Below are 25,333 nucleotides of genomic sequence, written 5' to 3'. Positions count from 1 at the left end.
CAAGATATGGGTTATCGGTTATATAGATATGCGATTTACTCTCCGCCAGCTTCAAGTCTTCGTCGCCGTCGCGCAGCAGGAAAGCGTGTCCAAAGCTGCGGTCATGCTGTCGCTGTCGCAGTCAGCGGCCAGCACTTCGATTACCGAACTGGAGCGCCAGTCGAGCTGCCAGTTGTTTGACCGTGCCGGCAAGCGCCTGAGCCTTAACGCGACTGGGCGCCAGTTGCTGCCGCAGGCTGTGGCCCTGCTCGACCAGGCCAAGGAAATCGAAGACCTGCTCAACGGTAAATCCGGCTTCGGTTCGCTGGCGGTGGGTGCCACGCTGACCATCGGCAATTATCTGGCGACCCTATTGATCGGCGGCTTCATGCAGCGCCACCCGGAAAGCCAGGTCAAGCTGCATGTGCAGAACACCGCGCATGTTGTACAGCAGGTGGCCCATTATGAAATTGATCTGGGCCTGATTGAAGGCGACTGCAGCCATCCGGACATTGAAGTGCAGTCCTGGGTCGAGGATGAACTGGTGGTGTTCTGCGCCCCACAACACCCACTGGCCCGGCAAGGCCGGGCGAACCTGGAAGAGCTGACCCGTGAAGCATGGATTCTGCGCGAACAGGGTTCAGGTACTCGCCTGACTTTCGACCAGGCCATGCGTCATCATCGTAACGGTCTTAACGTGCGTCTGGAACTGGAGCACACCGAGGCCATCAAACGCGCAGTTGAATCAGGGCTGGGGATTGGTTGCATTTCCAGGCTGGCACTGCGCGATGCATTTCGGCGCGGCAGCCTGGTGGCGCTGGACACTCCAGAGCTGGATCTGTCCAGGCAGTTCTATTTCATCTGGCACAAACAGAAATACCAGACCTCGGCCATGCGCGAGTTTCTTGAGCTGTGCCGCGCGTTCACCGCCGGCGTCCAGCGCAGCGACCAGATTGTGTTGCCAAGCCTTTATCAAGACTAAAAGGCTTCAGCCGAGCAACACCACCATCCATACTGCGGCGATCATGCTCAGGGCTACCAGTTGCGCGGCGCTGCCCATGTCCTTGGCGTTCTTGGACAACGGATGCAGATCCAGAGAGATACGGTCAATCGCCGCTTCCACCGCCGAGTTGAGCAATTCGACAATCAGCGCCAGCAAGCACACAGCAATCAGCAGCGCCCGCTCGCCACGACTGACATCAAGCAAGAATGCCAGCGGAATCAACAGCACATTGAGCAAGACCAGTTGACGAAAAGCGGCTTCGCCCTTGAAGGCTGCGCTAAGACCATCGAATGAATAGCCCGCAGCATTGAGAACACGTTTAAGGCCGGTCTGGCCCTTGAAAGGCGACAACATACAAAAACTGCCATGCAGAAAGGATGAGGGAAGCTAAGCGAGGCTCAGTCAAAAAAACGTGAACCTGTGGTGCGATCAATGCGCCGCAATTGATTCCAGCTGTTGCAGCAACAGCGCCGCCTGGGTGCGGGTACGCACACCGAGCTTACGGAAGATGGCGGTCACATGGGCCTTGATGGTTGCTTCCGATACATTGAGTTCGAAGGCGATCTGCTTGTTGAGCAGCCCCTCACAAACCATGGTCAAAACCCGAAACTGCTGGGGTGTCAGGCTGGCCAGACCGGCGCTGGCGGCCTTGGCTTCAGCCGAGACACTGACCGGCTCATCGGCCTGCGGCGGCCACCAGGTATCGCCGTCAAGCACGGCACGCACTGCCTGCTGGATCGTCTGCAGAGGACTCGACTTGGGAATGAAACCACTGGCACCGAACTCACGGGAACGTACGACAATCGCGGCCTCTTCCTGAGCCGAGACCATCACCACCGGAATCTGCGGATATTGCCCACGCAGCAATACCAGACCGGAAAAGCCATAGGCGCCCGGCATGTTCAGATCCAGCAGAACCAGATCCCAGTCGGTCTTGCCTTGCAGATGCGCCTCGATCTGCGCGATGCTCTCGGCCTCGACCAGTCTCACCTCAGGGCCAAGCCCCAGGCTCAGGGCCTGATGCAAGGCACTGCGAAACAGCGGGTGATCATCGGCGATCAAGATATCGTAGGTCATGGTCTGATCCTGTTCTTATAGTGAGTACGGGTACTCAACAAGGCATCCGGGAGATGCCGGCCACTCTCCATTGCCCCAGCGAACCACGCCCGGAAAATCAAGCCTCAGGGCGGCGCCAAGAATGCCCAGCCATCCGGTGCGGGTCAAGCGAGATACCCGCCAGAAGATGGCAATTAGCCTCTTGATGCACGCTTATATATTACCGAAAGCCTTTCACCAGACTGTGCGCCGCATCGTCAGGATCAATTGGCCGCTGGAACTTGGCACCCAGATAGTGGGCAGTGAAAACATCCAGCCAGGCATCCAGCACATGGCTCGCCTCGACATCCCCGGCCAGCTCCAAACACAATGCGGCGACTTCGGCCGTACAAAAATGGTCTTCACGCTTTGAACGCCGCAGGCGATAACGCGAAAGCTGCTCCGGCGCCAGGCTCAGCACCGGAAAGCGCTCCAGATACGGACTTTTGCGAAACATCTTGCGCGCTTCGGTCCAGGTCGCATCAAGCAGAATGAACAACGGCCGCTTGCCCGGTTCAGGAATGACCTTATCGACCACCCGCTCCTGCGCCACGAACTCGCCTGGAAACACCAGATAAGGCTGCCACTGGGGATCGTCCAGCAGGCTCAGCAGTTGCGCGTCAACCTCGATGCGCGACCAGCCAAACGCATGAGTGTCTGCGATCACATCCGCAATCAGCCAACCGGTGTTGGTCGGTTTCAACGGCTCGGTGTCGTACATCAGCAGGCATATCCCGGAGCTGGCGGCCACTTTGGGGCGCAAGGCGCACAGGCAATAGCTGAAAATGACCCGGCAATCAGGACAACGCGGCGCCCGCGAACCGCGAGCCAGAAAAGGTTTGCTACTGCGCGCCAGGCGGTCCTGGCGCAAACGGGATACGGCATGGCTCATTGCAGAATGAACCTGCACAACGACAGCATCGGCACAACAGATACCCGACAGAACAGAAAAGTGCGCGAAGTCTACCAGAGCCCGACCGGCAAGTGCCCAGGTGTGAAGCAGCCTGGCAAGCCCTATACTTGTGCCACTACGGTGAACGCCAATCGATGGCGCTGGTCAGACCCTCACCACCGAATCAGGAGAATTCCATGCTGCGCCTCATCGCCCCAACCCTTACCCTGCTGCTGGTAGCCCCTCTGGCTGCCCAGGCGGCCTCCAAGCAGGAGTATGAACTGAGCCAGATGCTGGAAAAGGTCGCCAAAGAGAGCAGCGTCGGTACCCCACGGGCCATCAATGAAGACCTTCTGGATCAAGGTTACACCGTCAACGGCCACGAGCTGATCAATCATCTGAGCGTGCGTGAGGGCCAGGCCCAACAAATGCGTGCCAATCCTGACACCGTGCGCGCTCAACTGGGCGCCAGTGTTTGCCACAATAATGGCTATCGCCAGTTGATGACCAAAGGTGCAGTGCTGAAATATCAATTCAGCGAATACAAAACCAACCGGCCGATCATGGCCCAGACCTTCAGCAACGCCGACTGCACCGCAAAGCCTGCCGCCAAGACCAAGAAGTAGCAGGCCGTTGAAAAACGTAGGCGAGGCAGGTAATTTTTCAACAGCCTAGCAAGCCTTCAGCCACCCGCCCTGCGCTTGGCTGCCAGCACTGCGCGCCGCTGTTCATCATCGGCACGCAGTTCGGCAATCAGGGCATTGATATAACGTGAACGCCTTCCTTCACCGCACAAGCGCCGCTGGCACTCCTGACGCAGCGTCAGCCTGTTGTCCCTAGCCGCCTGTACCAACGCATCGTAAAGTGCCTGATCCACTTCCAGTTCGATGAATACCATCTGCAGCCTCCCTGCATACCTCATCGCACCCACACCAACCCGCTCTGCAATGCTTGTGAGCGAGTCCTGTTCTAAGTAAATCAGAGCAACGGGCGACCACCTGCCCGCCTGACGAGTGGGCATCGCGACCTCATTGTTCATGAAGAGAAACATCATCAAGTCGACATCAGCGGCGCGCTGACGCTATAAATCTTTACATGCGTTGCAGATGCTCTGCGCTTTACGGACTACGTGCGGACACCCCACGTATTCCGTCAACCACGTACACCGACAGGACACCTCAGCACCGTTCGAAAGTGCGCTTGTTCAAAAGCAACCAATGCCTGTCGAAGGAGAAGACCTTTATGCCGTATGTAGCCAACGACGTTTTAGCCCGGCACTTCCAGAGCAACGGCCTGGACATCACCTCGCAGATCGAGGAGCACATCAGGCAGATCGCACCAGCCACCGCCAACCTGCCGCTGTACCGCGACATGATCCTGACGGTGCTGCGCATGGCCGAAGATGACCGCAACCGCTGGAACGCCAAGATCGTCTTGCAGACCCTGCGCGAACTGGACAATGCCTTTCGCGTACTGGAACAGTTCAAGGGGCGCCGTAAAGTCACCGTATTCGGTTCTGCCCGTACACCTGTAGAGCATCCGCTTTATGCCATGGCCAGAAACCTGGGTGAACAACTGGCCAGAGCCGACCTGATGGTCATCACCGGTGCCGGTGGCGGCATCATGGCCGCAGCTCATGAAGGAGCAGGTTTCAGTCACAGCCTGGGTCTGAATATCACCTTGCCGTTCGAACAGCACGCCAACCCGATCGTCGATGGCAGCGACCATTTGCTGTCGTTCCACTTCTTCTTCACCCGCAAGCTGTTCTTCGTCAAGGAAGCGGACGCGCTGGTGCTCTGCCCAGGTGGTTTCGGCACGCTGGACGAAGCCCTGGAAGTACTGACCCTGATCCAGACCGGCAAAAGCCCGTTGGTACCGGTGGTACTGCTCGACACAGCTGACGGCAGCTTCTGGCAGAGCGCGCTGGACTTCATGAAAAACCAGTTGCAGGACAACCGCTACATACTGCCCAGCGACATGAAGCTCATGCGTCTGGTGCACAGCCCTGAACAGGCCGTCGATGAGATCAATCGCTTTTACAGCAATTTCCATTCAACCCGTTGGATGAAGAAGACCTTTGTGATCCGCATGCATCATGCGCTTAGCGAAACAGCGCTGGAGCAGATACGTGAGGAATTTGCCGACCTGTGCCTGAGCGGCAGCTTTGAGCAACACAGCTACCATCCCGATCACGACGAAGAACGCTTCAGCCAGCTCAGCCGTCTGACGTTCAACTCCACCGGCCGTCAGCAGGGGCGCCTCAGAGAATTGATAGACGTGATCAACGAGCCACAGAACCGGGCTGAGAAAACCATAGCGTCGGCAGCAGAACAATCCTCAGCGCTCGGCGCGCTCTGAACGGATCAGTCGTCTTCTCGGCCGCTTAACAAGCGGCCAATCAGATCCATTGGATAACCCCGATAAGCCAGAAAGCGGGTTTGTTGAGCCCGCTCACGCGCATCGGCGGGTCGCCGGCCTGCGAACTTGCGCTGCCAGACTTCAGACAGACGAGCTCGCCAATCGACCTCGCACTCTTTTAGCGCCTGCTCGATATCGGCACGCGCCAGACCACGCTGCCCCAGCTCCTCACGAATGCGTAAGGGACCGTAGCCGGAACGTGCACGCGAGGCGACAAAACTCTCAAGGTAACGGGCTTCGGAAAGCAGTCCTTCGTCGGTAAGACGATCCAGAGCAGCTTCGATCATTTCAGGCGGGGCGCCGCGCTGACGCAACTTGCGCGTCAGCTCGACACGACCATGCTCGCGTCGTGCGAGCAGGTCCATTGCAGAACGCCGTACAGCGACAGGCGTATCGAGTACGGTGGTCATGAGCGCAATCAGATATCGGCGTCAGCTTCAGCCATATCGTCAGCGGACTCATCGATGTCCGCTGTGCGGTTGTCGGCAGCAGCGGCACCACCACTGAGCAGTTTGTCTCGAATCTGCTTTTCAAGTGCCTTGGCAATTTCCTGATTCTCGGCAAGGAACTTGGCCGAGTTGGCCTTGCCCTGGCCAATCTTGTTGCCCTGGTAGCTGTACCAGGCGCCGGATTTTTCCAGGAAGCCATGGGCCACAGCCAGGTCGATGATTTCGCCGTTAAGGTAAATGCCCTTTCCGTACAGGATCTGGAACTCAGCCTGACGGAACGGTGGCGCAACCTTGTTCTTGACGATCTTGACCCGGGTCTCACTACCGACCACTTCATCCCCCTCTTTCACAGCGCCGGTACGGCGGATGTCGAGCCGGACCGAAGCGTAGAACTTGAGGGCGTTACCACCGGTGGTGGTTTCCGGGCTACCGAACATCACACCGATCTTCATCCGGATCTGGTTGATGAAAATGACCAGACAGTTGGCGTTCTTGATGTTACCGGTGATCTTGCGCAGCGCCTGGGACATCAGGCGGGCCTGGAGGCCCACGTGCATATCACCCATCTCGCCTTCGATTTCAGCCTTGGGTACCAGTGCTGCCACGGAGTCGACAACAATCACGTCAACAGCGTTGGAACGCACCAGCATATCGGTGATTTCCAGCGCCTGCTCACCAGTATCGGGCTGCGACACCAGCAGGTCGTCGACATTGACACCCAATTTACCAGCATACTCGGGGTCCAGCGCGTGCTCGGCGTCAACGAAGGCGCAGGTAGCGCCCATTTTCTGGGCCTGGGCAATGACCGACAGGGTCAAGGTGGTCTTACCGGAAGACTCCGGACCATAGATTTCAACGATCCGGCCTTTGGGCAGGCCACCAATGCCCAGCGCGATGTCCAGACCCAGCGAGCCGGTAGAGATGGAAGGAATCGCCTGGCGCTCGTGGTCACCCATGCGCATTACGGCACCTTTGCCGAATTGACGCTCGATCTGACCCAAGGCCGCAGCCAAGGCTTTCTTCTTGTTCTCGTCCATTGAAGTCCTCACGTAATCAAATTCAAAAAGGGCCTTGCGGCCACAACACCTGTATAAGTAGCCAGTATTATTCCACAGCCTTGAGCGAACGCCTACCCCTGTTTGGAGTTTTCTCCAGCACAAAGCCCTACGAGCCCCTCTAGCGCAGCCTTTACCGTCTGTCGGCGCACGGCATCCCGATCACCGGCAAACACATGGCAACGGGCAATGATCTGCTCGCCGGCCACCCAGCACAGCCACACCGTACCGACCGGCTTGGACGCAGAGCCGCCGCCTGGCCCGGCGACACCACTGACCGCCACCGCAAACCGTGCACCACTGTGACGCTGCGCACCGAGGGCCATGGCCTGCACAACCTCCTGACTGACTGCACCCACGCTGGCGAACAGTTCTTGCGGCACATCCAGCTGGCGGGTTTTCTGCGCATTGGAATAGGTCACATAGCCGGCTTCGAACCAGGCCGAACTGCCCGCTATGCGGGTAATGGCTTCGGCAATACCGCCACCGGTACAAGACTCGGCGGTGCTGACCTGAGCCTGCAGACGTTGCAGATGCTCACCAAGCAAGCCGGCAAGCCGGGTAAGGTCGTCCATGCAGCACTCCTGATGCCATTGATCTGGATAAGTTGGGCGCAAAGTCTACACAGGGAATCGAGGTAGAAGGCAGCAGCAAAACGTGAGGTCATGATTCGACCTGATGCGCATGGTAACCTTGATGTCATTGGTCGGCAGACAACTCGTCTGCCTTGAAGCGCCCTTACTTTATAGAACGAACCCGCCTGACCCACTGATGAATAAAGCCATTACCGATCTGTCCGCCCACACCCCGATGATGCAGCAGTACTGGAAACTGAAAAACCAGCATCCAGACCAACTCATGTTCTATCGCATGGGCGACTTCTACGAAATCTTCTACGAAGATGCGAAAAAAGCCGCCAAGCTGCTGGATATCACCCTCACCGCCCGCGGTCAGTCGGCAGGTCAAAGCATCCCCATGTGCGGCATTCCCTTCCACTCACTCGAAGGTTACCTGGCCAAACTGGTCAAACTCGGCGAGTCGGTGGTGATCTGCGAGCAGATCGGCGACCCGGCCACCAGTAAGGGACCGGTAGAACGCCAGGTGGTTCGCATCATCACTCCCGGTACGATCAGTGATGAGGCGCTCCTCGATGAGCGCCGTGACAACCTGCTGGCCGCCCTGCTCGGCGATGAGCGCTTGTTCGGCCTGGCGGTGATGGACATCACCAGCGGTCTGTTCAGCGTCCAGGAGATCAAGGGCTGGGAGAACCTGCTGGCCGAACTGGAAAGGATCAACCCGGTCGAGTTGCTGATCCCCGACGACTGGCCACAGGGCCTGCCGGCAGAAAAACGCCGTGGCGCCAGACGCCGCGCGCCTTGGGACTTTGAGCGTGACACAGCGCACAAGAGCCTGTGCCAACAGTTCGGTACTCAGGACCTCAAGGGGTTTGGCTGCGAAACCCTGACCCTGGCCATCGGCGCTGCCGGCTGCCTGCTCGGTTATGCCAAAGAAACCCAGCGTACCGCCCTGCCTCACCTGCGCAGCCTGCGCCACGAGCGCATGGACGATACAGTGATTCTCGATGGTGCCAGCCGGCGCAACCTGGAACTGGACACCAACCTGGCAGGCGGGCGCGACAACACGCTGCTGTCGGTCATGGACCGCTGCCAGACACCGATGGCGACCCGCATGCTGATTCGCTGGCTGAACCGCCCGCTGCGCGACCTTGGCGTGATCCAGGCCCGCCAGAGCGCGATCGCCTGCTTCCTGGACCGCTACCGCTTCGAAAACCTGCAACCGCAGCTCAAGGAAATCGGTGATATTGAACGCATACTGGCGCGGATCGGCCTGCGCAATGCGCGCCCTCGTGATCTGGCTCGATTGCGCGATGCGCTGAGCGCCCTGCCCGACCTGCAACAGGCGATGGCCGATCTGGAGGCGCCGCACCTGCAACAACTGGCGAAAACCGCCGGCACTTACCCGGAACTGGCAGACCTGCTGCAACGCGCAATTATCGATAACCCGCCCGCGGTGATCCGCGACGGCGGCGTGCTCAAGACCGGCTACGATGCCGAGCTGGACGAGCTGCAATCGCTGAGCGAGAACGCCGGCCAGTTCCTTATCGACCTTGAGGCCCGAGAGAAGGCCCGCACCGGCCTGGCCAACCTCAAGGTCGGCTATAACCGTGTCCATGGCTACTTCATCGAGCTGCCTAGCAAGCAGGCCGAACAGGCACCGGCCGACTACATTCGGCGCCAGACCCTCAAGGGCGCCGAACGCTTCATAACCCCGGAACTCAAGGAGTTCGAAGACAAGGCGTTGTCGGCCAAAAGCCGCGCCCTGGCCAGGGAGAAGATCCTCTACGAAACCCTGCTTGAAGACCTGATCGGCCATCTTGCGCCGTTACAGGACACCGCAGCGGCCCTGGCCGAGCTGGACGTCCTGAGCAACCTAGCAGAACGGGCCCTCAATCTGGACCTCAACTGCCCGGACTTCGTCGCGCAACCGTGCATGAAGATCGAGCAAGGCCGCCACCCGGTGGTCGAGCAGGTGTTGTCCAGCCCCTTCGTGGCCAACGACCTGGCACTGGACGACAACACGCGCATGCTGGTGATCACCGGTCCCAACATGGGCGGTAAGTCGACCTACATGCGTCAGACCGCGCTGATTGTCTTGCTGGCCCATATCGGCAGCTTCGTCCCGGCTGCGGCTTGCGAGCTGTCGCTGGTCGACCGGATCTTCACCCGGATTGGCTCCAGTGACGACCTGGCCGGCGGCCGTTCGACCTTCATGGTCGAGATGAGCGAGACGGCCAATATCCTGCACAATGCCACTGACCGCAGCCTGGTGTTGATGGACGAAGTCGGTCGTGGCACCAGCACATTCGACGGATTGTCGCTGGCCTGGGCTGCGGCAGAATGTCTCGCCCAATTGCGCGCCTATACGCTGTTCGCGACCCACTACTTCGAGTTGACCGTGCTGCCCGAGAGCGAGCCGCTGGTCAGCAACGTACATCTCAATGCCACCGAACACAACGAACGGATCGTGTTCCTGCACCGGGTGCTGCCAGGCCCTGCCAGCCAGAGCTATGGCCTTGCCGTGGCCCAGCTGGCCGGCGTTCCGGCGCGGGTCATCAGCCGTGCCAAAGAGCATCTGCAACGCCTGGAAACCACCAGCCTGCCCCACGACCTGCCCAAGGCAAAAGCCGGAAAACCTGCAGCCCCCGTGCAAAACGACCTGTTCGCCAGCCTGCCCCATCCGGTACTTGAAGAACTGGGGCGGATCAAGCCCGATGACCTGACTCCGCGTCAGGCTCTGGACTTATTGTATTCATTGCAAACTCGACTATGACGCGAAGCGTAACAAGCTGTTAGAATCCTGCGCGGTTTTGGGATGCTCTCAGTTTGAATCTGGTCGAGCAGTCATATGAGCCGCGTGAACACGCAGCGAACCAAGGTCAAGCGGCAGGCGGATTCAACCAACCTGCCTTAAGGCCGCTTACCTGCACGTGCTTTCATTCGGCCCGGTGTCATTCCCGAGCCCGGTATCGCTGGCTGACACAGCGATGCTGCCGCCGCCTGAGGAGAAAATTAGAAATGACCTTCGTCGTCACCGACAACTGCATCAAGTGCAAGTACACCGACTGCGTAGAAGTCTGTCCGGTGGACTGCTTCTACGAAGGCCCGAACTTCCTGGTGATTCACCCGGATGAGTGCATCGATTGCGCACTGTGCGAGCCTGAATGCCCGGCCCAGGCCATCTTCTCGGAAGACGAGATCCCGGCTGGCATGGAGAACTTCATCGAGATCAACGCCGAACTGGCAGAAATCTGGCCAAGCATCACCGAACGCAAGGACGCTTTGCCGGATGCTGCCGAGTGGGACGGCAAGACCGGCAAGATCGCCGATCTGGAGCGTTGATTCCAGGGTTCTGCGCGGGCCATTCGCGCAGCGCCTGCCGACACTTTCGGGCAGGCAAAAAAAGGGGCGGTATGACCGCCCACATTTTTTCCATGGTCCATTTGATCCCTTTCATCATCCTGATGAATCGCATCCTGCGATGTCCCTGAGGCATTCTTCCTTGAGCGCCTGCGCCACTCCGTTGGCACAGTTCAGATACTAGTGATTTTTTCGCTCAGGGCAATGCCCTGAAAACCGGAAACAACCGGCGAAGCTTCACGTCAAAAACCTGAAACCCCATTCAAATCAACAGGATGGGAAACTTCCCAATACTCTATAGCTAATAATCTGCAACCCAGGACTACAACGACTTACAACATGGGTAAGCAATGGATTACACGCGCAGTCATCAGTCGCTGAAAGTATTGGTTACAGGATAAAATGCGGACATATAAACGCTATTGTCAGCAATATGTCATAAGAATATGCAGATATGAAAAAGCCGATATCAACATCGGGTTGGTTGATATCGGCTTTTTCGCTCGCCAGCCTAGCGGAACAGGGATTCGCTGGAGAGGCCGTTCTTTTCCAGAATCTCGCGCAGACGCTTGAGCCCCTCGACCTGAATCTGCCGCACCCGCTCACGGGTAAGGCCGATCTCCAGCCCCACATCCTCCAGGGTACTGCTTTCATGACCACGCAGACCGAAGCGACGGATCACCACCTCACGTTGCTTCTCGGTCAGTTCTGACAGCCACTGGTCGATGCTCTGGGAAAGGTCATCGTCCTGCAGCAGCTCAAACGGGTCGGTTGGCCGATCATCGGTGAGGGTGTCGAGCAGGGTCTTGTCCGAATCAGGCCCCAGCGAGACGTCCACAGAGGACACCCGCTCGTTGAGCCCAAGCATGCGCTTGACTTCGCTGACCGGCTTTTCCAGCAGGTTGGCGATCTCTTCCGGGGAAGGCTCGTGATCGAGCTTCTGGGTCAACTCGCGCGCTGCACGCAGGTAGACGTTCAGCTCCTTGACCACATGAATCGGCAGACGGATGGTCCGCGTCTGATTCATGATCGCCCGCTCGATGGTCTGGCGAATCCACCAGGTCGCATAAGTCGAGAACCGGAAGCCGCGTTCGGGGTCGAACTTCTCGACCGCCCTGATCAGCCCCAGGTTACCTTCTTCGATCAGGTCGAGCAGAGACAGACCGCGGTTGACGTACCGCCGGGCAATCTTGACCACCAGCCGCAGGTTGCTCTCGATCATGCGCTTGCGGCCGGCCGGATCGCCCTTTTGCGACAGGCGTGCAAAATGGACTTCTTCTTCCGGGGACAGCAAGGGAGAGAAACCGATCTCGTTCAGATACAGCTGGGTGGCGTCCAACGCCCGGGTGTAATCGATGTACTTGTGCTGTTTGAGCGACGAGGAAGTTTTGGCCTTGGTGCGAGCCGAGACTGCAGTAGACGGCTGCTTCTCGTCCGACACCTGCTCCAGGACAATGCCAGCGTCCATGAGGAGCACTTCATCATCGATGTCAAACTCCGGCGCCCCGTTGCTAAGAGCCATTGTTATAGTCCTTTGGTGAGTTCGACCTCAAGCTCCAGCGTCGCCTGATCTCCGTGGCAACACTTGAGCCTGTTCCTAATTACGTCAGGAACAGGCTGGCAACACTCAACGGCGTGGCAAAAATTGCAGAGGGTCTACAGGCTTTCCTTGACGGCGAATCTCAAAGTGCAGCTTCACCCGGTCAGTTCCCGTTGACCCCATCTCGGCAATTGTCTGCCCTGCCTTGACTTGTTGTCCTTCCCGTACCAAGAGCCTGCGGTTGTGACCGTAGGCGCTGACGTAGGTATCGCTGTGTTTGATGATGATCAATTCGCCGTAGCCCCGTAATCCACTTCCGGCGTAAACAACAGATCCATCAGACGCTGCCAAAACAGGCTGTCCCAAATCCCCGGCGATATCAATTCCTTTATTCAAACTACCGTTTGATGAAAATTTGCCTATCAACACGCCACTGGCCGGCCATGTCCAGCCGCTCGGCGAACGCTCGGCGGCGCCGCCCGGAGTGGTTGCCGCAGGTGCAATGACCACCGGCGTGACAGCCACCGGCTTGGAAATGACCGTGGTTTTTACAGAGCCTGAACCACTGCTGGTGGTGGAACTGGAAGTCACCACCGGAGCACGGGTCGCCACGACTGGCGCCGGGTCGGAGCGGCCGTCAAAACGGATTGTCTGCCCCGGACGAATGGTGAAAGGCTCGGGAATTCCATTGCGCACCGCCAGAGCCTTCCAGTCCCAGCCGTAGCGGAAGGCGATGGAAAACAGGGTGTCACCGCGCTTGACCACGTATTGCCCCTTGGTGACCGGCGCCCGTTGCGCGACGGCATTGCCGTTGCGATCGACGACGCTCACGCCGCCCGAAGGCGAGCTGGCACAGCCAACCAGCACAACACTGAGCACAACGCCCAGCAGCAGATGCTGAAAACCTGCGAAAGAACCAAGCTGTCGAATGACCCTATGACTCACCCGCCACTCCCTTTACTGGTGACTGAATTGGAAAGACTTCAATTGTGTCGCAACACCACTGAACCGCCAGTGTAACCATTACGAACGCTAGCCTCTGGTGCACAGCCACCGCTCGCTAGTGCCACCTTGCCACATCCGGGGTGCTGGATAGACCGGTAAGCGCGGGCAGAATTCACTGCGACCACTCACGCCAGCGGTCCATTGAGTAACGGCACAAAGCGCACCGAACCCAGTACGTGTCGGGAAAAGCCGTGTTCCTCACGGATGATCAGCATCAGTTGCTGAACCTCACCCGCCCCAACCGGGATGACCATCCGCCCACCAGGCGCCAATTGATCGAGCAGCGCCTGAGGCACATCAGCGGCCACTGCAGTCACGATGATACCGTTGTAGGGCGCCAGCGGCGGCCAGCCTTCCCAGCCATCCCCCCAGCGGAACACCACATTGCGCAGATTCAGCTCGACCAGACGCTCTTTGGCACGGTCCTGCAGGACCTTGATCCGCTCGACAGAAAACACCCGTTCAACCAGTTGCGCCAATACCGCCGTCTGGTAGCCCGAACCGGTGCCAATCTCCAGCACCTTGTCCAACGGGCCAGCCTCCAGCAGCAACTCGCTCATGCGCGCCACCATGTATGGCTGGGAGATGGTCTGGTTATGGCCGATCGGCAAAGCCGTATCTTCATAGGCGCGGTGCGCCAGGGCCTCATCGACAAACAGATGCCGGGGCGTCTTGAGGATTACATCCAGTACCCGGGAGTTGCTCAGCCCCTCTTCGTACAGACGCTGGATCAGACGCTCGCGGGTGCGTTGCGAGGTCATGCCGATACCACGGCGCAGCAGATCATCCCTTGAATTCAACGCAGCCCCTCCAGCCAGACGTTCAGGCTGTCGAAACCATCCCGATAGGTGCGATCAAGCTGCAATGGCGTGATCGACACATAGCCCTGCATCACGGCATGAAAATCAGTCCCGGCACCGCCGTCCTCCGCATCTCCGGCGGCTGCAATCCAGTAGCCGGCGCGGCCGCGCGGGTCGACCACCTTGACCGGCGCAGCCGCACGGGCGCGATGCCCCAGGCGGGTCAACTGGATACCGCGTATCCGGTCCAGCGGCAGATTGGGCACGTTCACATTCAGCACCGTACGCGCAGGCAGATCGAGCTGCTCGTGCGCTTCGACCAGCAGGCGCGCGTAATGCGCCGCCGTGGCCAGGTTGTCCGGCTGACGCGACAAAAACGAAAAGGCGATGCTCGGGCGTTGCAGAAACCGGCCTTCCAGCGCTGCGGCCACAGTCCCCGAATACAGCACATCGTCGCCCAGGTTGGCGCCCAGATTGATCCCGGACACCACCATATCCGGTTCGTCCGGCAACAGACCATTAAGGCCCAGATGGACGCAGTCGGTCGGGGTGCCGTTGACGCTGATAAAGCCGTTGGCCAGCACCTGCGGGTGCAGTGGACGATCGAGGGTCAGCGAACTGCTGGCACCGCTCTTGTCCTGGTCAGGGGCGATCACCACGCACTCGGCATAATCCGACAGCGCTGCATACAACGCTGCCAGACCGGGCGCGGCGACCCCGTCATCGTTAGAAATCAGAATACGCATGGGTTATCCGTAAGCCCCACCGGCACTAGATCGACAAGTTCGCGGACCAGTACGGTCGCGAAACATCCAGGCGGCAGGACGAATTCCAGTTGCAGAATGTCAGGCTCGGGATAATGCCACGTCAGACGACCGATGGGCAGTCGCAGGATGCGACGCTCGTGTTCCATTCCCGCCCTTACCAGCCAGTCACGCAATGCCGGCTCCTGCGCAGCCACGCCATTCTCGAGTTCCGCCGTGGCCGCCGCCGCAGGTGAATTACCCTCGCCCCACTGCGGGCCGGTCGGGTGCAGGTCGAGAATCGCCAGCCGCGGGTCGTTGCATTCCTCAGGCCCGGCCGGGAAAAAGCTGCGGCTGTCAGTGAATGCCAGCAAGTCGCCGACCTGGGCGCGGTTCCAGCTGCCGTCGGCGACCCGTGCGGCCAGTACCCGGTTGAACAGATAACTGCGCGCCGTCGACAACAGCCGCGAGCGTACCGCGCGTTGCTCGGGCAACGCCATGCGCTCGGCATATTCACGAGCGTGCGGCAAATTGCCGCCGTCGTGACCAAAGCGCTGGGCACCGAAGTAGTTGGGAATACCCTGCGCGGCAATGGCCTGCAAACGTTTGTCCAAGGCCACCTTGTCGGCATTGAGCGCAGTCAGACGCAAGGTGAAACCGTTGGCCGAGTGGGCACCGCGCTGTAATTTGCGCCGATGCCGGCCGCGCTTGAGGATCGCCAGGCTGGCATCCTCTGCGCCAGCCAGATCAGGGTCAGCCTTGCCCGGCAACTGGATACTGAACCACTGGCGGGTCAGCGCCTGGCGATCCTTGAGGCCGGCATAACTGACCGTGCGCAACGGCACGCCCGCAGCCCGCGCCAGACGACGCGCAGCGTCCTCGGTGTTCAGCTCACGCTTCTCGACCCACAGCCACAGGTGTTCGCCATCGCCAGACAACGGGATGTCCAGCACTTCATCGACCTGGAAATCTTCGGCCACCGCCTTGAGTTGCGCGGTGCCCAGCGCATCGCCATAAGCCCGCGGGCCAAGCAGTTCGAGTTCGGTCATGCGCGCAACAACAACGCGACGGCATGCACCGCGATGCCTTCTTCACGGCCGACGAAGCCGAGTTTTTCCGTGGTAGTGGCCTTGACGTTGACCTGATCGAGATCGACCTGCAGGTCCTGGGCAATCAGCTCGCGCATGGCCTGGATATGCGGGGCCATCTTGGGCGCCTGGGCAACGATGGTGGCGTCGACATTGCCGACCTTCCAGCCCTTCTCCCCGACCAGCTTGATCACATGACGCAGCAGCACGCGGCTGTCGGCGCCCTTGAACTGCGGGTCGGTATCCGGGAAGTGCTTGCCGATATCGCCCAGCGCTGCTGCACCCAGCAGAGCATCGCTCAGGGCGTGGAGCAGGACATCGCCATCGGAATGTGCCAACAGGCCGAAACCGTGTGCTATCCGCACGCCGCCCAAGGTAATGAAATCGCCTTCGGCGAAACGGTGCACATCGTAGCCATGGCCTATACGCATAGAAAAACGCCCCGATAAAAGTCAGGGCGAGATTCTACCTGCTTTGGCAGACCTTGGGGCGGCCTGTCAGTAGGCTTTGAGGGCCGTCGCGTGATGGCGCAGGTGTTCTTCGATGAAGCTGGCGATGAAGTAGTAGCTATGGTCATAGCCAGGCTGCATACGCAGGTTCAGCGGATGTCCGGCCGCCTTGGCAGCCTGTACCAGCGCCTCGGGCTTGAGCTGGTTGACCAGGAAATCATCACGGTCGCCCTGGTCGACCAGGATTGGCAGCTTCTGCGTGGCCTGGGCCAGCAGCAGGCTGGCATCCCACTCGCGCCAGCGCGAACGGTCTTCGCCTAGATAACGCGAGAAGGCCTTCTGCCCCCACGGGCAATCCACCGGGTTGCTGATCGGTGAAAAGGCCGAGACCGACTGGTAGCGACCCGGATTGCGCAGCGCGCAGACCAGCGCACCGTGACCACCCATTGAGTGGCCGCTGATACCACGGGCCTGGGAAGCCGGAAAATGCTCTTCGATCAACGCGGGCAGTTCATCGACCACGTAATCGTACATCCGGTAGTGCCGGGCATATGGCTGCTCGGTGGCGTTGAGATAAAAACCGGCGCCCAGACCGAAATCCCAGGCCCCATCCGGGTCACCGGCAACATCCGGCCCGCGCGGACTGGTATCCGGCGCCACGATGATCAACCCCAGCTCGGCGGCCAGGCGCTGGGCACCGGCTTTCTGCATGAAGTTCTCGTCAGTGCAGGTCAGCCCCGACAGCCAGTATAGAACCGGCAGCTTGCCACCCTGTTCGGCCTGCGGCGGCAGATAGACCGCAAACACCGTGTCGCAGCCCAGTGCCTTGGAGTGATGCTTGTAACGCTTGTGCCAGCCGCCGAAGCTTTTCTGGCAGGAGATATTTTCCAGACTCATGGAGCCTCCAGCTATAAACCTCAAGCTACAAGCGGCAAGCAAGAGCGAACTCCACTTGCTGCTTGAAACTTGCAGCGCTCTTAGAAGTGGACGACGGAACGGATGCTCTTGCCTTCATGCATCAGTTCAAACGCATGGTTGATCTCGTCCAGGCCCATGGTGTGGGTGATGAACTTGTCCAGCGGGATTTCGCCGGTTTCCGACTTCTGCACATAGGACGGCAACTCGGTACGGCCTTTCACGCCGCCGAACGCCGAACCACGCCATACCCGACCGGTCACCAACTGGAACGGACGGGTGGAGATTTCCTGGCCAGCGCCGGCAACACCGATGATCACCGACTCGCCCCAGCCCTTGTGGCAGCATTCCAGCGCGGCGCGCATCAGGTTGACGTTGCCGACGCACTCGAAGGAGTAATCCACGCCGCCATCGGTCAGCTCGACGATGACGTCCTGGATCGGACGCTCGTGATCCTTTGGATTGACGAAATCGGTGGCTCCCAGCTCACGGGCGATGTCGAACTTGGCCGGGTTGATGTCGATGGCGATGATGCGCGAGGCCTTGGCCATCTTGGCGCCGATGATCGCCGCCAGACCGATGCCGCCCAGACCGAAGATGGCTACGGTGTCGCCTTCCTTGACCTTGGCGGTGTTGAGCACTGCACCGATACCGGTGGTCACGCCGCAACCCAGCAGGCAGACCTTCTCCAGCGGCGCCTCCTTGGGGATTTTGGCCAGAGAGATTTCCGGCAGCACGGTGTACTCGGAGAACGTCGAGCAGCCCATGTAGTGGTAGACCGGCTCGCCGTTGTAGCTGAACCGGGTAGTGCCGTCAGGCATCAGGCCCTTGCCCTGAGTGGCACGCACCGCCTGGCACAGGTTGGTCTTGCCGGAGGTGCAAAACTTGCACTTGCCGCACTCGGCGGTGTACAGCGGAATGACGTGATCGCCCACCTGCAGCGAGGTGACACCCTCACCCACCGCCTCAACGATACCGCCACCCTCGTGACCGAGAATGCACGGGAAGATGCCTTCAGAGTCCTGACCCGACAGGGTGTAGGCATCGGTGTGGCAGACGCCGCTGGCCACGACACGCACCAGCACTTCGCCAGCACGAGGCGGCTGGACATCGACTTCAACGATACGCAGAGGTTCGTTAGGGGCGAAAGCTACAGCGGCACGCGACTTGATCATGCGGTTCTCCTTGGGAGGCTTTATGGGCTTGAAGGGTAAAAAGTGATTTCAGCAGTGTATTACAGGCTGCTCTGGTGAATAATCGGGTAAAAGCAAAACATTATTGCCATACAGGGATAATCGATGTTCAGCAGTGGCTGGGAAGGAATGGACGAGTTCGTCGCAGTTGCCGAGTGCGGGCAATTCACCGCCGCTGCGCAGCGTCTGGGGGTGTCGTCATCGCACATTAGCCGGCAGATCGTGCGCCTCGAAGAGCGTCTGCAGACCCGCTTGCTGTATCGCAGCACCCGGCGCGTGGCGCTGACCGAAGCCGGCCAGACATTTTTGCAGCACTGCCAGCGTTTGCAGGATGGCCGCGAGGAAGCCTTGCGTGCCGTGGGCGACCTGACCAGCGAGCCAAAGGGTTTGCTGCGCATGACCTGCGCCGTTGCTTACGGCGAGCGCTTCATCGCACCGTTGGTGACACGCTTCATGGAGCAGTACCCACAGTTGCGCATCGACATCGAGCTGTCTAACGATACGCTGGATCTGGTTCACGAGGGCCTGGACCTGGCGATTCGCCTCGGGCGGCTACAGGATTCACGACTGGTGGCAGCACGCCTGGCACCGCGACGCATGTATCTGTGCGCTTCACCGTCCTACCTAGAGCGCTACGGCCGACCGCACAGCCTGTCGGAGCTCAACCGCCATAACTGCCTGATCGGCAGCAGCGACACCTGGCTGCTGCAATACAACGGTCGGGAGTTTTCACAACGGATCCAGGGTAACTGGCGTTGCAACAGCGGTCAGGCGGTGCTGGACGCCGCCTTGAATGGCATGGGGTTGTGTCAGTTGCCGGACTATTACGTGCTGGAGCACTTGCAAAGCGGTGCGCTGGTGTCGCTACTTGAAGCGCACCAGCCGCCCAATACCGCGGTGTGGGCGCTGTATCCGCAGCAACGCCACCTGTCGCCGAAAGTGCGCAAGCTGGTGGATTACCTCAAGCAGGGGTTGGCGCAGCGTAAAGAATATGTGGGCGGGGGTTAGTAGGAGCGGCTTTAGCCGCGAATTAACATTTGGCATTTAAAGAGATGGAAAATCTTGCCTAGCGGTGGCTGGGCTGCAGGTTTCGCCCTGCTGGGCGAGTTCCTTTGTCTTGGCAAAGGAACCAAACCGCTTGCTCCGGTCTTGGCCTGCGCCAATCGTCGCGTTCGGCGTCGCCTATGCCATCTCGGCTCGAAGATCAAAATCAACGGCAACGGCAACGGCAACGGCAACAGCAACAGCAACAGCAACAGCAACAGCAACAGCAACAGCAACAGCAACAGCAACAGCAACAGCAACAGCAACGAGCTCAAGCCAAACGCGCGCTAGGCAAAAGTGACCCGCTGTAAAAGCGCAAAGGTGACTAACACCCACCACCGCAGCGGCGAATGTACATCGCTCAAGGCTCTTTCAAGCCCCACCAAACGAGCGCCGCTGCCGCAACCACTCCAGATCTTCCGGCCGCGTGACCTTGATATTGTCCGACCGCCCCTCGACCAACCGCGGCGCCTGCCCGGCCCATTCAATAGCCGAAGCTTCATCGGTAATTGCAGCGTGAGCCACCAGACTGTCAGCCAAAGCCCGATGCAAAGTGCCCAGGCGAAACATCTGCGGCGTATACGCCTGCCAGATCAAACTGCGGTCCACGGTTTCCGTCACCCGCCCTTGGTCATCAGCGCGCTTGAGCGTATCGCGCGCTGGCACCGCCAACAGACCACCCACCGGGTCATCGGCCAGTACCGACAGCAAGTTATCCAGGTCGCCACGCGACAGATTAGGCCGCGCCGCATCATGCACCAACACCCAATCGTCATCGTCAGCACCCTGCGCATGCAGATGCAACAACGCATTGAGCACCGAATCGGCCCGTTCCTTGCCGCCATCGACACGCTGGACGCGTGAATCCAGCGCGCAGGGCAAGGTCGGCCAGTAGGGATCATCCGCCGCCAAGCTGATCACCAGCCCCTTGAGGCGAGGATGATCGAGAAAACACAGCAGGCTGTGTTCAACAATAGTCAGAGCGCCCAATTGCAGGTACTGCTTGGGACGGTCAGCTGCCATGCGGGCACCCACACCCGCTGCAGGAATAACTGCCCAAAAGGCAGGCAATACGCTAGTCATCAGCTTACTCAGCGAGCCAGTTGATAGAGGGTTTCGCCGTCCTTGACCATGCCAAGCTCGTGACGGGCACGCTCTTCGACGGTTTCCAGGCCCTTCTTCAACTCCATGACCTCCGCGTCCAGAACCCGGTTGCGCTCCAGCAGGCTTTCATTCTCGGCCCGCTGCTCTTCAATCTGTTTGGTCAGGCTGGCGACTTGCGCAAGGCTGCCATTACCCACCCAAAGTCGATATTGCAGACCGCCCAGCAACAGCAGAAGGACAAGAAACAACCAGTAAGGACTGCGCATTGAAATATCAGTTACCCGGTAAGAAGACGGCAGAGCCAACACATGGGTGCCTCTAGAAACGTAGGTGAGGCAGCCAGCGAAAGGCAAAAACAGGCAAGCAAGCGGAGTTTACGGGTTGTAAATGAGCATTGTGAGCCTGTTTTTAACGCAGCGATGGCAACGCAGCTAGTTTTTAGAGGTGCCCACATGCGACAAACAGCATTGAGCCTGACAGATGCCAGGCTCAATACATTACAACGTTGGCCAAGGCCCGCACAGGTTGCCTGCGGGTCTTGCCGTTTTAACACTTATGGCTCAACCGCGAAACTCTGCACGACCGCGGTACACAGCCTTGGAACCCAGTTGCTCTTCGATGCGCAGCAGCTGGTTGTACTTCGAAACGCGGTCGGAGCGGCACAGCGAGCCGGTCTTGATCTGGCCAGCAGCAGTGCCCACGGCCAGGTCGGCAATGGTCGAGTCTTCGGTTTCACCGGAGCGGTGCGAGATCACTGCGGTGTAACCGGCGGCCTTGGCCATCTGGATGGCTTCCAGGGTTTCGGTCAGCGTGCCGATCTGGTTGAACTTGATCAGGATCGAGTTACCGATACCCTTCTCGATGCCTTCCTTGAGGATCTTGGTGTTGGTCACGAACAGGTCGTCGCCAACCAGTTGCACCTTGGCACCGATCTTGTCAGTCAGGATCTTCCAGCCAGCCCAGTCAGACTCGTCCAGACCGTCTTCGATGGAAATGATCGGGAAACGTTCAGTCAGACCTTTGAGGTAGTCAGCAAAACCTTCGGCGTCGAACGACTTGCCTTCACCGGACAGGTTGTACTTGCCGCCTTCATAAAACTCGCTGGCCGCGCAGTCCAGTGCCAGGGTCACGTCGGTGCCCAGCTTGTAGCCGGCTTTTTCAACGGCTTCGGCGATGGCGCTCAGGGCGTCTTCGTTGGACGTCAGGTTAGGGGCGAAACCACCTTCGTCACCGACGGCAGTGTTCAGGCCACGAGCCTTCAGCACGGCTTTGAGGTGATGGAAAATCTCGGTGCCGATGCGCAGCGCGTCGGAGAAGGTCTTGGCGCCAACCGGCTGAACCATGAATTCCTGGATATCGACGTTGTTATCAGCGTGCTCACCACCGTTGATGATGTTCATCATCGGCACCGGCAGCGAGTACTGACCCGGCGTGCCGTTGAGGTTGGCGATGTGCGCGTAAAGTGGCAGATCCTGATCCTGGGCAGCGGCCTTGGCAGCAGCCAGGGACACCGCGAGGATGGCGTTGGCACCCAGGGTGGCTTTGTTCTCAGTACCGTCCAGCTCAATCATGGCGCGATCCAGAGCTTTCTGGTCTACCGGATCCTTGCCCAGCAGCAGGTCGCGGATCGGACCATTGATGTTGGCAACGGCTTTCAGAACGCCTTTGCCCAGGTAACGGCTCTTGTCGCCATCACGCAGCTCAAGCGCTTCACGCGAGCCGGTTGAGGCACCGGACGGCGCACAGGCCGAACCGATGATGCCGTTGTCGAGCAGTACATCTGCTTCCACGGTGGGGTTGCCACGGGAGTCGAGAACTTCACGACCTTTGATGTCGACGATTTTTGCCATTGTTGTAAACACTCCGGGATAGACGAGAACGACACAGCAGTAAAAACGATACACAGCGGGCGAAAAACAGTCAGGCCCGATGGTGGCCCGGCGTCTTGACAGGCAAGACCACCGGGCACGGCACTTTACCGGAAACCGCTATCAGGCGGTTTCGACAGAGGCGAAACTTTTCACCAGATCGTCAAGCGCCTTTAGCTGGGTGAGGAACGGCTCAAGCTTGTTCAGGCGCAAGGCACATGGACCATCACACTTGGCCTGATCCGGATCCGGGTGGGCTTCCAGAAACAGCCCCGCCAGGCCCTGAGACAAACCGGCCTTGGCCAGTTCCAGAACCTGGGCGCGACGGCCGCCGGCGGAATCGCTGCGACCGCCCGGCATTTGCAGGGCATGGGTCACGTCGAAGAACACCGGGTATTGGAACTGCTTCATGATGCCGAAGCCGAGCATGTCCACGACCAGGTTGTTATAGCCGAAGCTCGAACCGCGCTCGCAGAGAATCAGTTGCTCGTTACCCGCTTCTTCACATTTGGTCAGGATGTGTTTCATTTCCTGAGGCGCGAGGAACTGGGCCTTCTTGATGTTGATCACCGCGCCAGTCTTTGCCATCGCCACGACCAGATCGGTCTGGCGCGACAGGAAGGCAGGCAACTGGATGATGTCGCAGACCTCGGCGACAGGAGCCGCTTGATGCGGCTCGTGCACGTCAGTGATGAGCGGTACGTTGAAGGTGCGCTTGATCTCTTCGAAGATGCGCAGGCCTTCTTCCAGGCCAGGGCCACGGTACGAGTTGACCGACGAACGATTGGCCTTGTCGAAACTGGCCTTGAACACGTACGGGATGCCGAGCTTCTCGGTCACCCGCACGTACTCTTCACAGATCTGCATGGCCAGGTCACGGGACTCGAGCACGTTCATGCCGCCAAACAACACCATAGGCTTGTCGTTGGCAATCTCGATGGAACCGACGCGGATGGTTTTCTGAGCCATGTACTTGGTATCCCGAATCAGGCGTTCTTCTGATGTTGAGCCAGCGCGGCCTTGACGAAGCCGCTGAACAACGGATGGCCGTCACGTGGCGTCGAGGTGAACTCAGGGTGGAACTGGCAAGCGACGAACCATGGATGATCCGGTGCCTCGACCACTTCAACCAGCGCGCCGTCACCGGAGCGACCCGAAACCTGCAGGCCAGCCTCAATCAGTTGCGGCAGCAGGTTGTTGTTGACCTCGTAACGGTGACGGTGACGCTCGACGATCACATCCTTGGCATAGCAGTCATGGACCTTGGAACCGGCTTGCAACTGGCATTCCTGGGCACCCAGACGCATGGTGCCGCCCAGGTCGGAGCTTTCGGTGCGGGTCTCGACCGCACCAGTGGCGTCTTCCCACTCGGTGATCAGGCCAACCACCGGATGCTCGACGGTGCGGTCGAACTCGGTGGAGTTGGCGTCTTTCCAGCCCAGCACGTTACGGGCGAACTCGATGACCGCCACTTGCATGCCCAGGCAGATACCCAGGTACGGCACCTTGTTTTCACGGGCGTACTGTACGGCGGTGATCTTGCCTTCCACGCCGCGCAGACCAAAGCCGCCCGGCACCAGAATGGCATCCACCCCTTCGAGCAGGCCAGTGCCCTGGTTTTCAATGTCTTCGGAGTCGATGTAACGCAGGTTCACCTTGGTGCGGTTGGTGATACCGGCATGGCTCATGGCTTCGATCAACGACTTGTAGGCGTCGAGCAGTTCCATGTATTTACCGACCATGGCGATGGTGACTTCGTGCTCAGGGTTGAGCTTGGCGTCGACCACCGCGTCCCACTCGGACAAGTCCGCGCCACCGCACTGCAGGCCGAAGCGCTCGACGACGAAATCGTCCAGCCCCTGGGAGTGCAGGATGCCCGGGATTTTGTAGATGGTATCGGCGTCTTCCAGACCGATCACCGCACGCTCTTCAACGTTGGTGAACTGGGCGATCTTGCGACGCGACGAGACATCGATCGGGTGATCGGAACGGCATACCAGAACGTCTGGCTGCAGGCCGATCGAGCGCAGTTCCTTGACCGAGTGCTGGGTAGGCTTGGTCTTGGTCTCGCCAGCGGTAGCGATGTACGGAACCAGAGTCAGGTGCATCAGCATGGCGCGCTTGGCGCCGACTTCGAAACGCAACTGGCGGATAGCTTCGAGAAACGGTTGCGACTCGATGTCGCCCACGGTACCGCCGATCTCGACCAACGCCACATCAGCGTCGGCAGCACCCTTGATGATGCGGCGCTTGATTTCGTCGGTGATGTGCGGAATGACCTGGATGGTCGCACCCAGATAATCACCACGGCGCTCTTTGCGCAGCACGTGCTCGTACACACGACCGGTGGTGAAGTTGTTGTTCTGGGTCATCGTGGTGCGGATGAACCGCTCGTAGTGACCCAGGTCCAGGTCGGTTTCGGCGCCGTCGTGGGTAACGAACACTTCACCGTGCTGGAACGGGCTCATGGTGCCCGGATCGACGTTGATGTACGGGTCCAGTTTGAGCATGGTGACCTTAAGTCCCCGCGCCTCCAGGATGGCCGCCAAAGATGCAGAGGCAATGCCTTTCCCCAATGAAGAAACAACACCGCCCGTGACGAAGATGTAGCGCGTCATGAAAAACCCTAGAAGTCTGCGTTAAAGCGGTCAGAGCCGCCGGGGAAAGCGAAGGAAGGCCGAAGCCCCCGGTTACCGACAGGGTACATGGTGCACTCCGAAAACTGCTGCGTTGAAGAACGACCGAGCATAAGCCT

At 59.4% G+C, this 25,333-nt stretch carries 27 protein-coding genes; 6 read left to right on the top strand and 21 right to left on the bottom strand.

The genetic code is table 11. The features are described 5' to 3' along the window. Positions 1-28 precede the first annotated feature (28 nt). A complete protein-coding gene (locus tag NJC40_RS13325; protein WP_045488788.1) occupies positions 29-961 on the top strand; it encodes a LysR family transcriptional regulator in 933 nt (310 codons plus the stop codon). A 6-nt stretch (positions 962-967) separates the two neighbouring features. Here the strand turns inward: NJC40_RS13325 and NJC40_RS13320 are convergent, their stop codons facing one another. The 3 genes from NJC40_RS13320 to NJC40_RS13310 form a co-directional block, all read right to left on the bottom strand. Continuing rightward, a complete protein-coding gene (locus NJC40_RS13320; protein WP_162484335.1) occupies positions 968-1,336 on the bottom strand; it encodes a diacylglycerol kinase in 369 nt (122 codons plus the stop codon). A 75-nt stretch (positions 1,337-1,411) separates the two neighbouring features. Next, complete coding sequence (gene erdR, locus NJC40_RS13315; protein ID WP_045488785.1) at positions 1,412-2,059, bottom strand: response regulator transcription factor ErdR; 648 nt, start codon at positions 2,057-2,059, stop codon at positions 1,412-1,414. Positions 2,060-2,258: 199 nt separating this feature from the next. Next, positions 2,259-2,969 (bottom strand): tRNA-uridine aminocarboxypropyltransferase, encoded by a 711-nt coding sequence (locus NJC40_RS13310; RefSeq protein WP_045488780.1) that lies wholly within the window; start codon positions 2,967-2,969, stop codon positions 2,259-2,261. Positions 2,970-3,166: 197 nt separating this feature from the next. Here NJC40_RS13310 and NJC40_RS13305 point away from each other — a divergent pair, with 197 nt between their 5' ends. After that, positions 3,167-3,595: a quorum-sensing-regulated virulence factor family protein gene (locus NJC40_RS13305; protein ID WP_045488778.1), complete on the top strand. Its 429-nt coding sequence runs from the start codon at positions 3,167-3,169 to the stop codon at positions 3,593-3,595. A gap of 56 nt (positions 3,596-3,651) precedes the next feature. Here the strand turns inward: NJC40_RS13305 and NJC40_RS13300 are convergent, their stop codons facing one another. After that, a complete protein-coding gene (locus tag NJC40_RS13300) occupies positions 3,652-3,867 on the bottom strand; it encodes a hypothetical protein (protein ID WP_045488776.1) in 216 nt (71 codons plus the stop codon). A gap of 344 nt (positions 3,868-4,211) precedes the next feature. Between NJC40_RS13300 and NJC40_RS13295 the strand changes: the two genes are divergently transcribed. Then, a complete protein-coding gene (locus tag NJC40_RS13295) occupies positions 4,212-5,327 on the top strand; it encodes an LOG family protein (protein ID WP_253138882.1) in 1,116 nt (371 codons plus the stop codon). Between the two features lie 5 nt (positions 5,328-5,332). Here the strand turns inward: NJC40_RS13295 and recX are convergent, their stop codons facing one another. The 3 genes from recX to NJC40_RS13280 all read right to left on the bottom strand — a co-directional run bounded on the left by recX (position 5,333) and on the right by NJC40_RS13280 (position 7,466). Beyond that, positions 5,333-5,797 (bottom strand): recombination regulator RecX, encoded by a 465-nt coding sequence (gene recX, locus NJC40_RS13290; protein ID WP_253115195.1) that lies wholly within the window; start codon positions 5,795-5,797, stop codon positions 5,333-5,335. Positions 5,798-5,805: 8 nt separating this feature from the next. Further along, positions 5,806-6,873 carry a recombinase RecA gene (recA, locus tag NJC40_RS13285; RefSeq protein WP_045488768.1) on the bottom strand — a complete coding sequence of 356 codons (1,068 nt, stop codon included), beginning with the start codon at positions 6,871-6,873 and terminating at the stop codon, positions 5,806-5,808. 92 nt (positions 6,874-6,965) lie between these two features. After that, a complete protein-coding gene (locus tag NJC40_RS13280) occupies positions 6,966-7,466 on the bottom strand; it encodes a CinA family protein (RefSeq protein ID WP_253115197.1) in 501 nt (166 codons plus the stop codon). Positions 7,467-7,674: 208 nt separating this feature from the next. Here NJC40_RS13280 and mutS point away from each other — a divergent pair, with 208 nt between their 5' ends. Together mutS and fdxA are read left to right on the top strand one after the other, a co-directional pair. After that, positions 7,675-10,242, top strand: a complete 2,568-nt coding sequence (gene mutS, locus NJC40_RS13275) for a DNA mismatch repair protein MutS (protein WP_253139493.1) — start codon at positions 7,675-7,677, stop codon at positions 10,240-10,242. A gap of 245 nt (positions 10,243-10,487) precedes the next feature. After that, positions 10,488-10,811 carry a ferredoxin FdxA gene (fdxA, locus tag NJC40_RS13270; RefSeq protein ID WP_045488752.1) on the top strand — a complete coding sequence of 108 codons (324 nt, stop codon included), beginning with the start codon at positions 10,488-10,490 and terminating at the stop codon, positions 10,809-10,811. A 529-nt stretch (positions 10,812-11,340) separates the two neighbouring features. Here the strand turns inward: fdxA and rpoS are convergent. From rpoS to NJC40_RS13230, 8 genes are all read right to left on the bottom strand, one after another. Continuing rightward, positions 11,341-12,351, bottom strand: coding sequence for an RNA polymerase sigma factor RpoS (rpoS, locus tag NJC40_RS13265; protein ID WP_045488748.1), 1,011 nt, complete (start codon positions 12,349-12,351; stop codon positions 11,341-11,343). 105 nt (positions 12,352-12,456) lie between these two features. Then, the gene (locus tag NJC40_RS13260; RefSeq protein WP_253138885.1) at positions 12,457-13,314 is read right to left on the bottom strand and encodes a peptidoglycan DD-metalloendopeptidase family protein; all 858 of its coding nucleotides are present in this window, start codon (positions 13,312-13,314) and stop codon (positions 12,457-12,459) included. A gap of 185 nt (positions 13,315-13,499) precedes the next feature. Then, complete coding sequence (locus NJC40_RS13255) at positions 13,500-14,135, bottom strand: protein-L-isoaspartate(D-aspartate) O-methyltransferase (RefSeq protein WP_045494436.1); 636 nt, start codon at positions 14,133-14,135, stop codon at positions 13,500-13,502. Between the two features lie 35 nt (positions 14,136-14,170). Continuing rightward, positions 14,171-14,920, bottom strand: a complete 750-nt coding sequence (surE, locus tag NJC40_RS13250) for a 5'/3'-nucleotidase SurE (protein WP_045488742.1) — start codon at positions 14,918-14,920, stop codon at positions 14,171-14,173. Then, entirely contained in the window at positions 14,908-15,966 is a 1,059-nt protein-coding gene (gene truD / locus NJC40_RS13245; protein WP_045488739.1) for a tRNA pseudouridine(13) synthase TruD, read from the bottom strand. The genes surE and truD overlap by 13 nt, the downstream gene beginning before the upstream one ends. Further along, positions 15,963-16,436, bottom strand: a complete 474-nt coding sequence (gene ispF / locus NJC40_RS13240; RefSeq protein ID WP_253138888.1) for a 2-C-methyl-D-erythritol 2,4-cyclodiphosphate synthase — start codon at positions 16,434-16,436, stop codon at positions 15,963-15,965. The genes truD and ispF overlap by 4 nt, the downstream gene beginning before the upstream one ends. 66 nt (positions 16,437-16,502) lie before the next feature. Then, positions 16,503-17,351, bottom strand: coding sequence for an S-formylglutathione hydrolase (gene fghA / locus NJC40_RS13235; protein WP_253138891.1), 849 nt, complete (start codon positions 17,349-17,351; stop codon positions 16,503-16,505). A gap of 80 nt (positions 17,352-17,431) precedes the next feature. After that, complete coding sequence (locus tag NJC40_RS13230) at positions 17,432-18,544, bottom strand: S-(hydroxymethyl)glutathione dehydrogenase/class III alcohol dehydrogenase (RefSeq protein WP_253138894.1); 1,113 nt, start codon at positions 18,542-18,544, stop codon at positions 17,432-17,434. Positions 18,545-18,667: 123 nt separating this feature from the next. On the opposite strand from NJC40_RS13230, the gene NJC40_RS13225 reads away from it, so the two are divergent. After that, a complete protein-coding gene (locus tag NJC40_RS13225; RefSeq protein WP_045488728.1) occupies positions 18,668-19,570 on the top strand; it encodes a LysR family transcriptional regulator in 903 nt (300 codons plus the stop codon). Between the two features lie 11 nt (positions 19,571-19,581). On the opposite strand, the gene NJC40_RS13220 is transcribed toward NJC40_RS13225, so the two are convergent. The 6 genes from NJC40_RS13220 to pyrG all read right to left on the bottom strand — a co-directional run bounded on the left by NJC40_RS13220 (position 19,582) and on the right by pyrG (position 25,196). Then, positions 19,582-19,881, bottom strand: a complete 300-nt coding sequence (locus NJC40_RS13220) for a hypothetical protein (protein ID WP_253138897.1) — start codon at positions 19,879-19,881, stop codon at positions 19,582-19,584. Positions 19,882-19,978: 97 nt separating this feature from the next. Beyond that, a complete protein-coding gene (ispD, locus tag NJC40_RS13215; RefSeq protein WP_253138900.1) occupies positions 19,979-20,689 on the bottom strand; it encodes a 2-C-methyl-D-erythritol 4-phosphate cytidylyltransferase in 711 nt (236 codons plus the stop codon). 8 nt (positions 20,690-20,697) lie between these two features. Beyond that, entirely contained in the window at positions 20,698-20,976 is a 279-nt protein-coding gene (gene ftsB, locus NJC40_RS13210; protein ID WP_045488725.1) for a cell division protein FtsB, read from the bottom strand. Positions 20,977-21,270: 294 nt separating this feature from the next. After that, entirely contained in the window at positions 21,271-22,560 is a 1,290-nt protein-coding gene (gene eno, locus NJC40_RS13205; RefSeq protein WP_045488724.1) for a phosphopyruvate hydratase, read from the bottom strand. 141 nt (positions 22,561-22,701) lie between these two features. Continuing rightward, complete coding sequence (gene kdsA / locus NJC40_RS13200) at positions 22,702-23,547, bottom strand: 3-deoxy-8-phosphooctulonate synthase (protein ID WP_045488722.1); 846 nt, start codon at positions 23,545-23,547, stop codon at positions 22,702-22,704. 17 nt (positions 23,548-23,564) lie between these two features. Then, positions 23,565-25,196, bottom strand: a complete 1,632-nt coding sequence (pyrG, locus tag NJC40_RS13195; protein ID WP_045488719.1) for a CTP synthase — start codon at positions 25,194-25,196, stop codon at positions 23,565-23,567. Positions 25,197-25,333 lie beyond the last annotated feature (137 nt).

The organism is Pseudomonas sp. 21LCFQ02, assembly GCF_024129895.2.
Classification (GTDB): domain Bacteria; phylum Pseudomonadota; class Gammaproteobacteria; order Pseudomonadales; family Pseudomonadaceae; genus Aquipseudomonas.
This window is presented reverse-complemented; position numbering and strand designations above follow the sequence as displayed.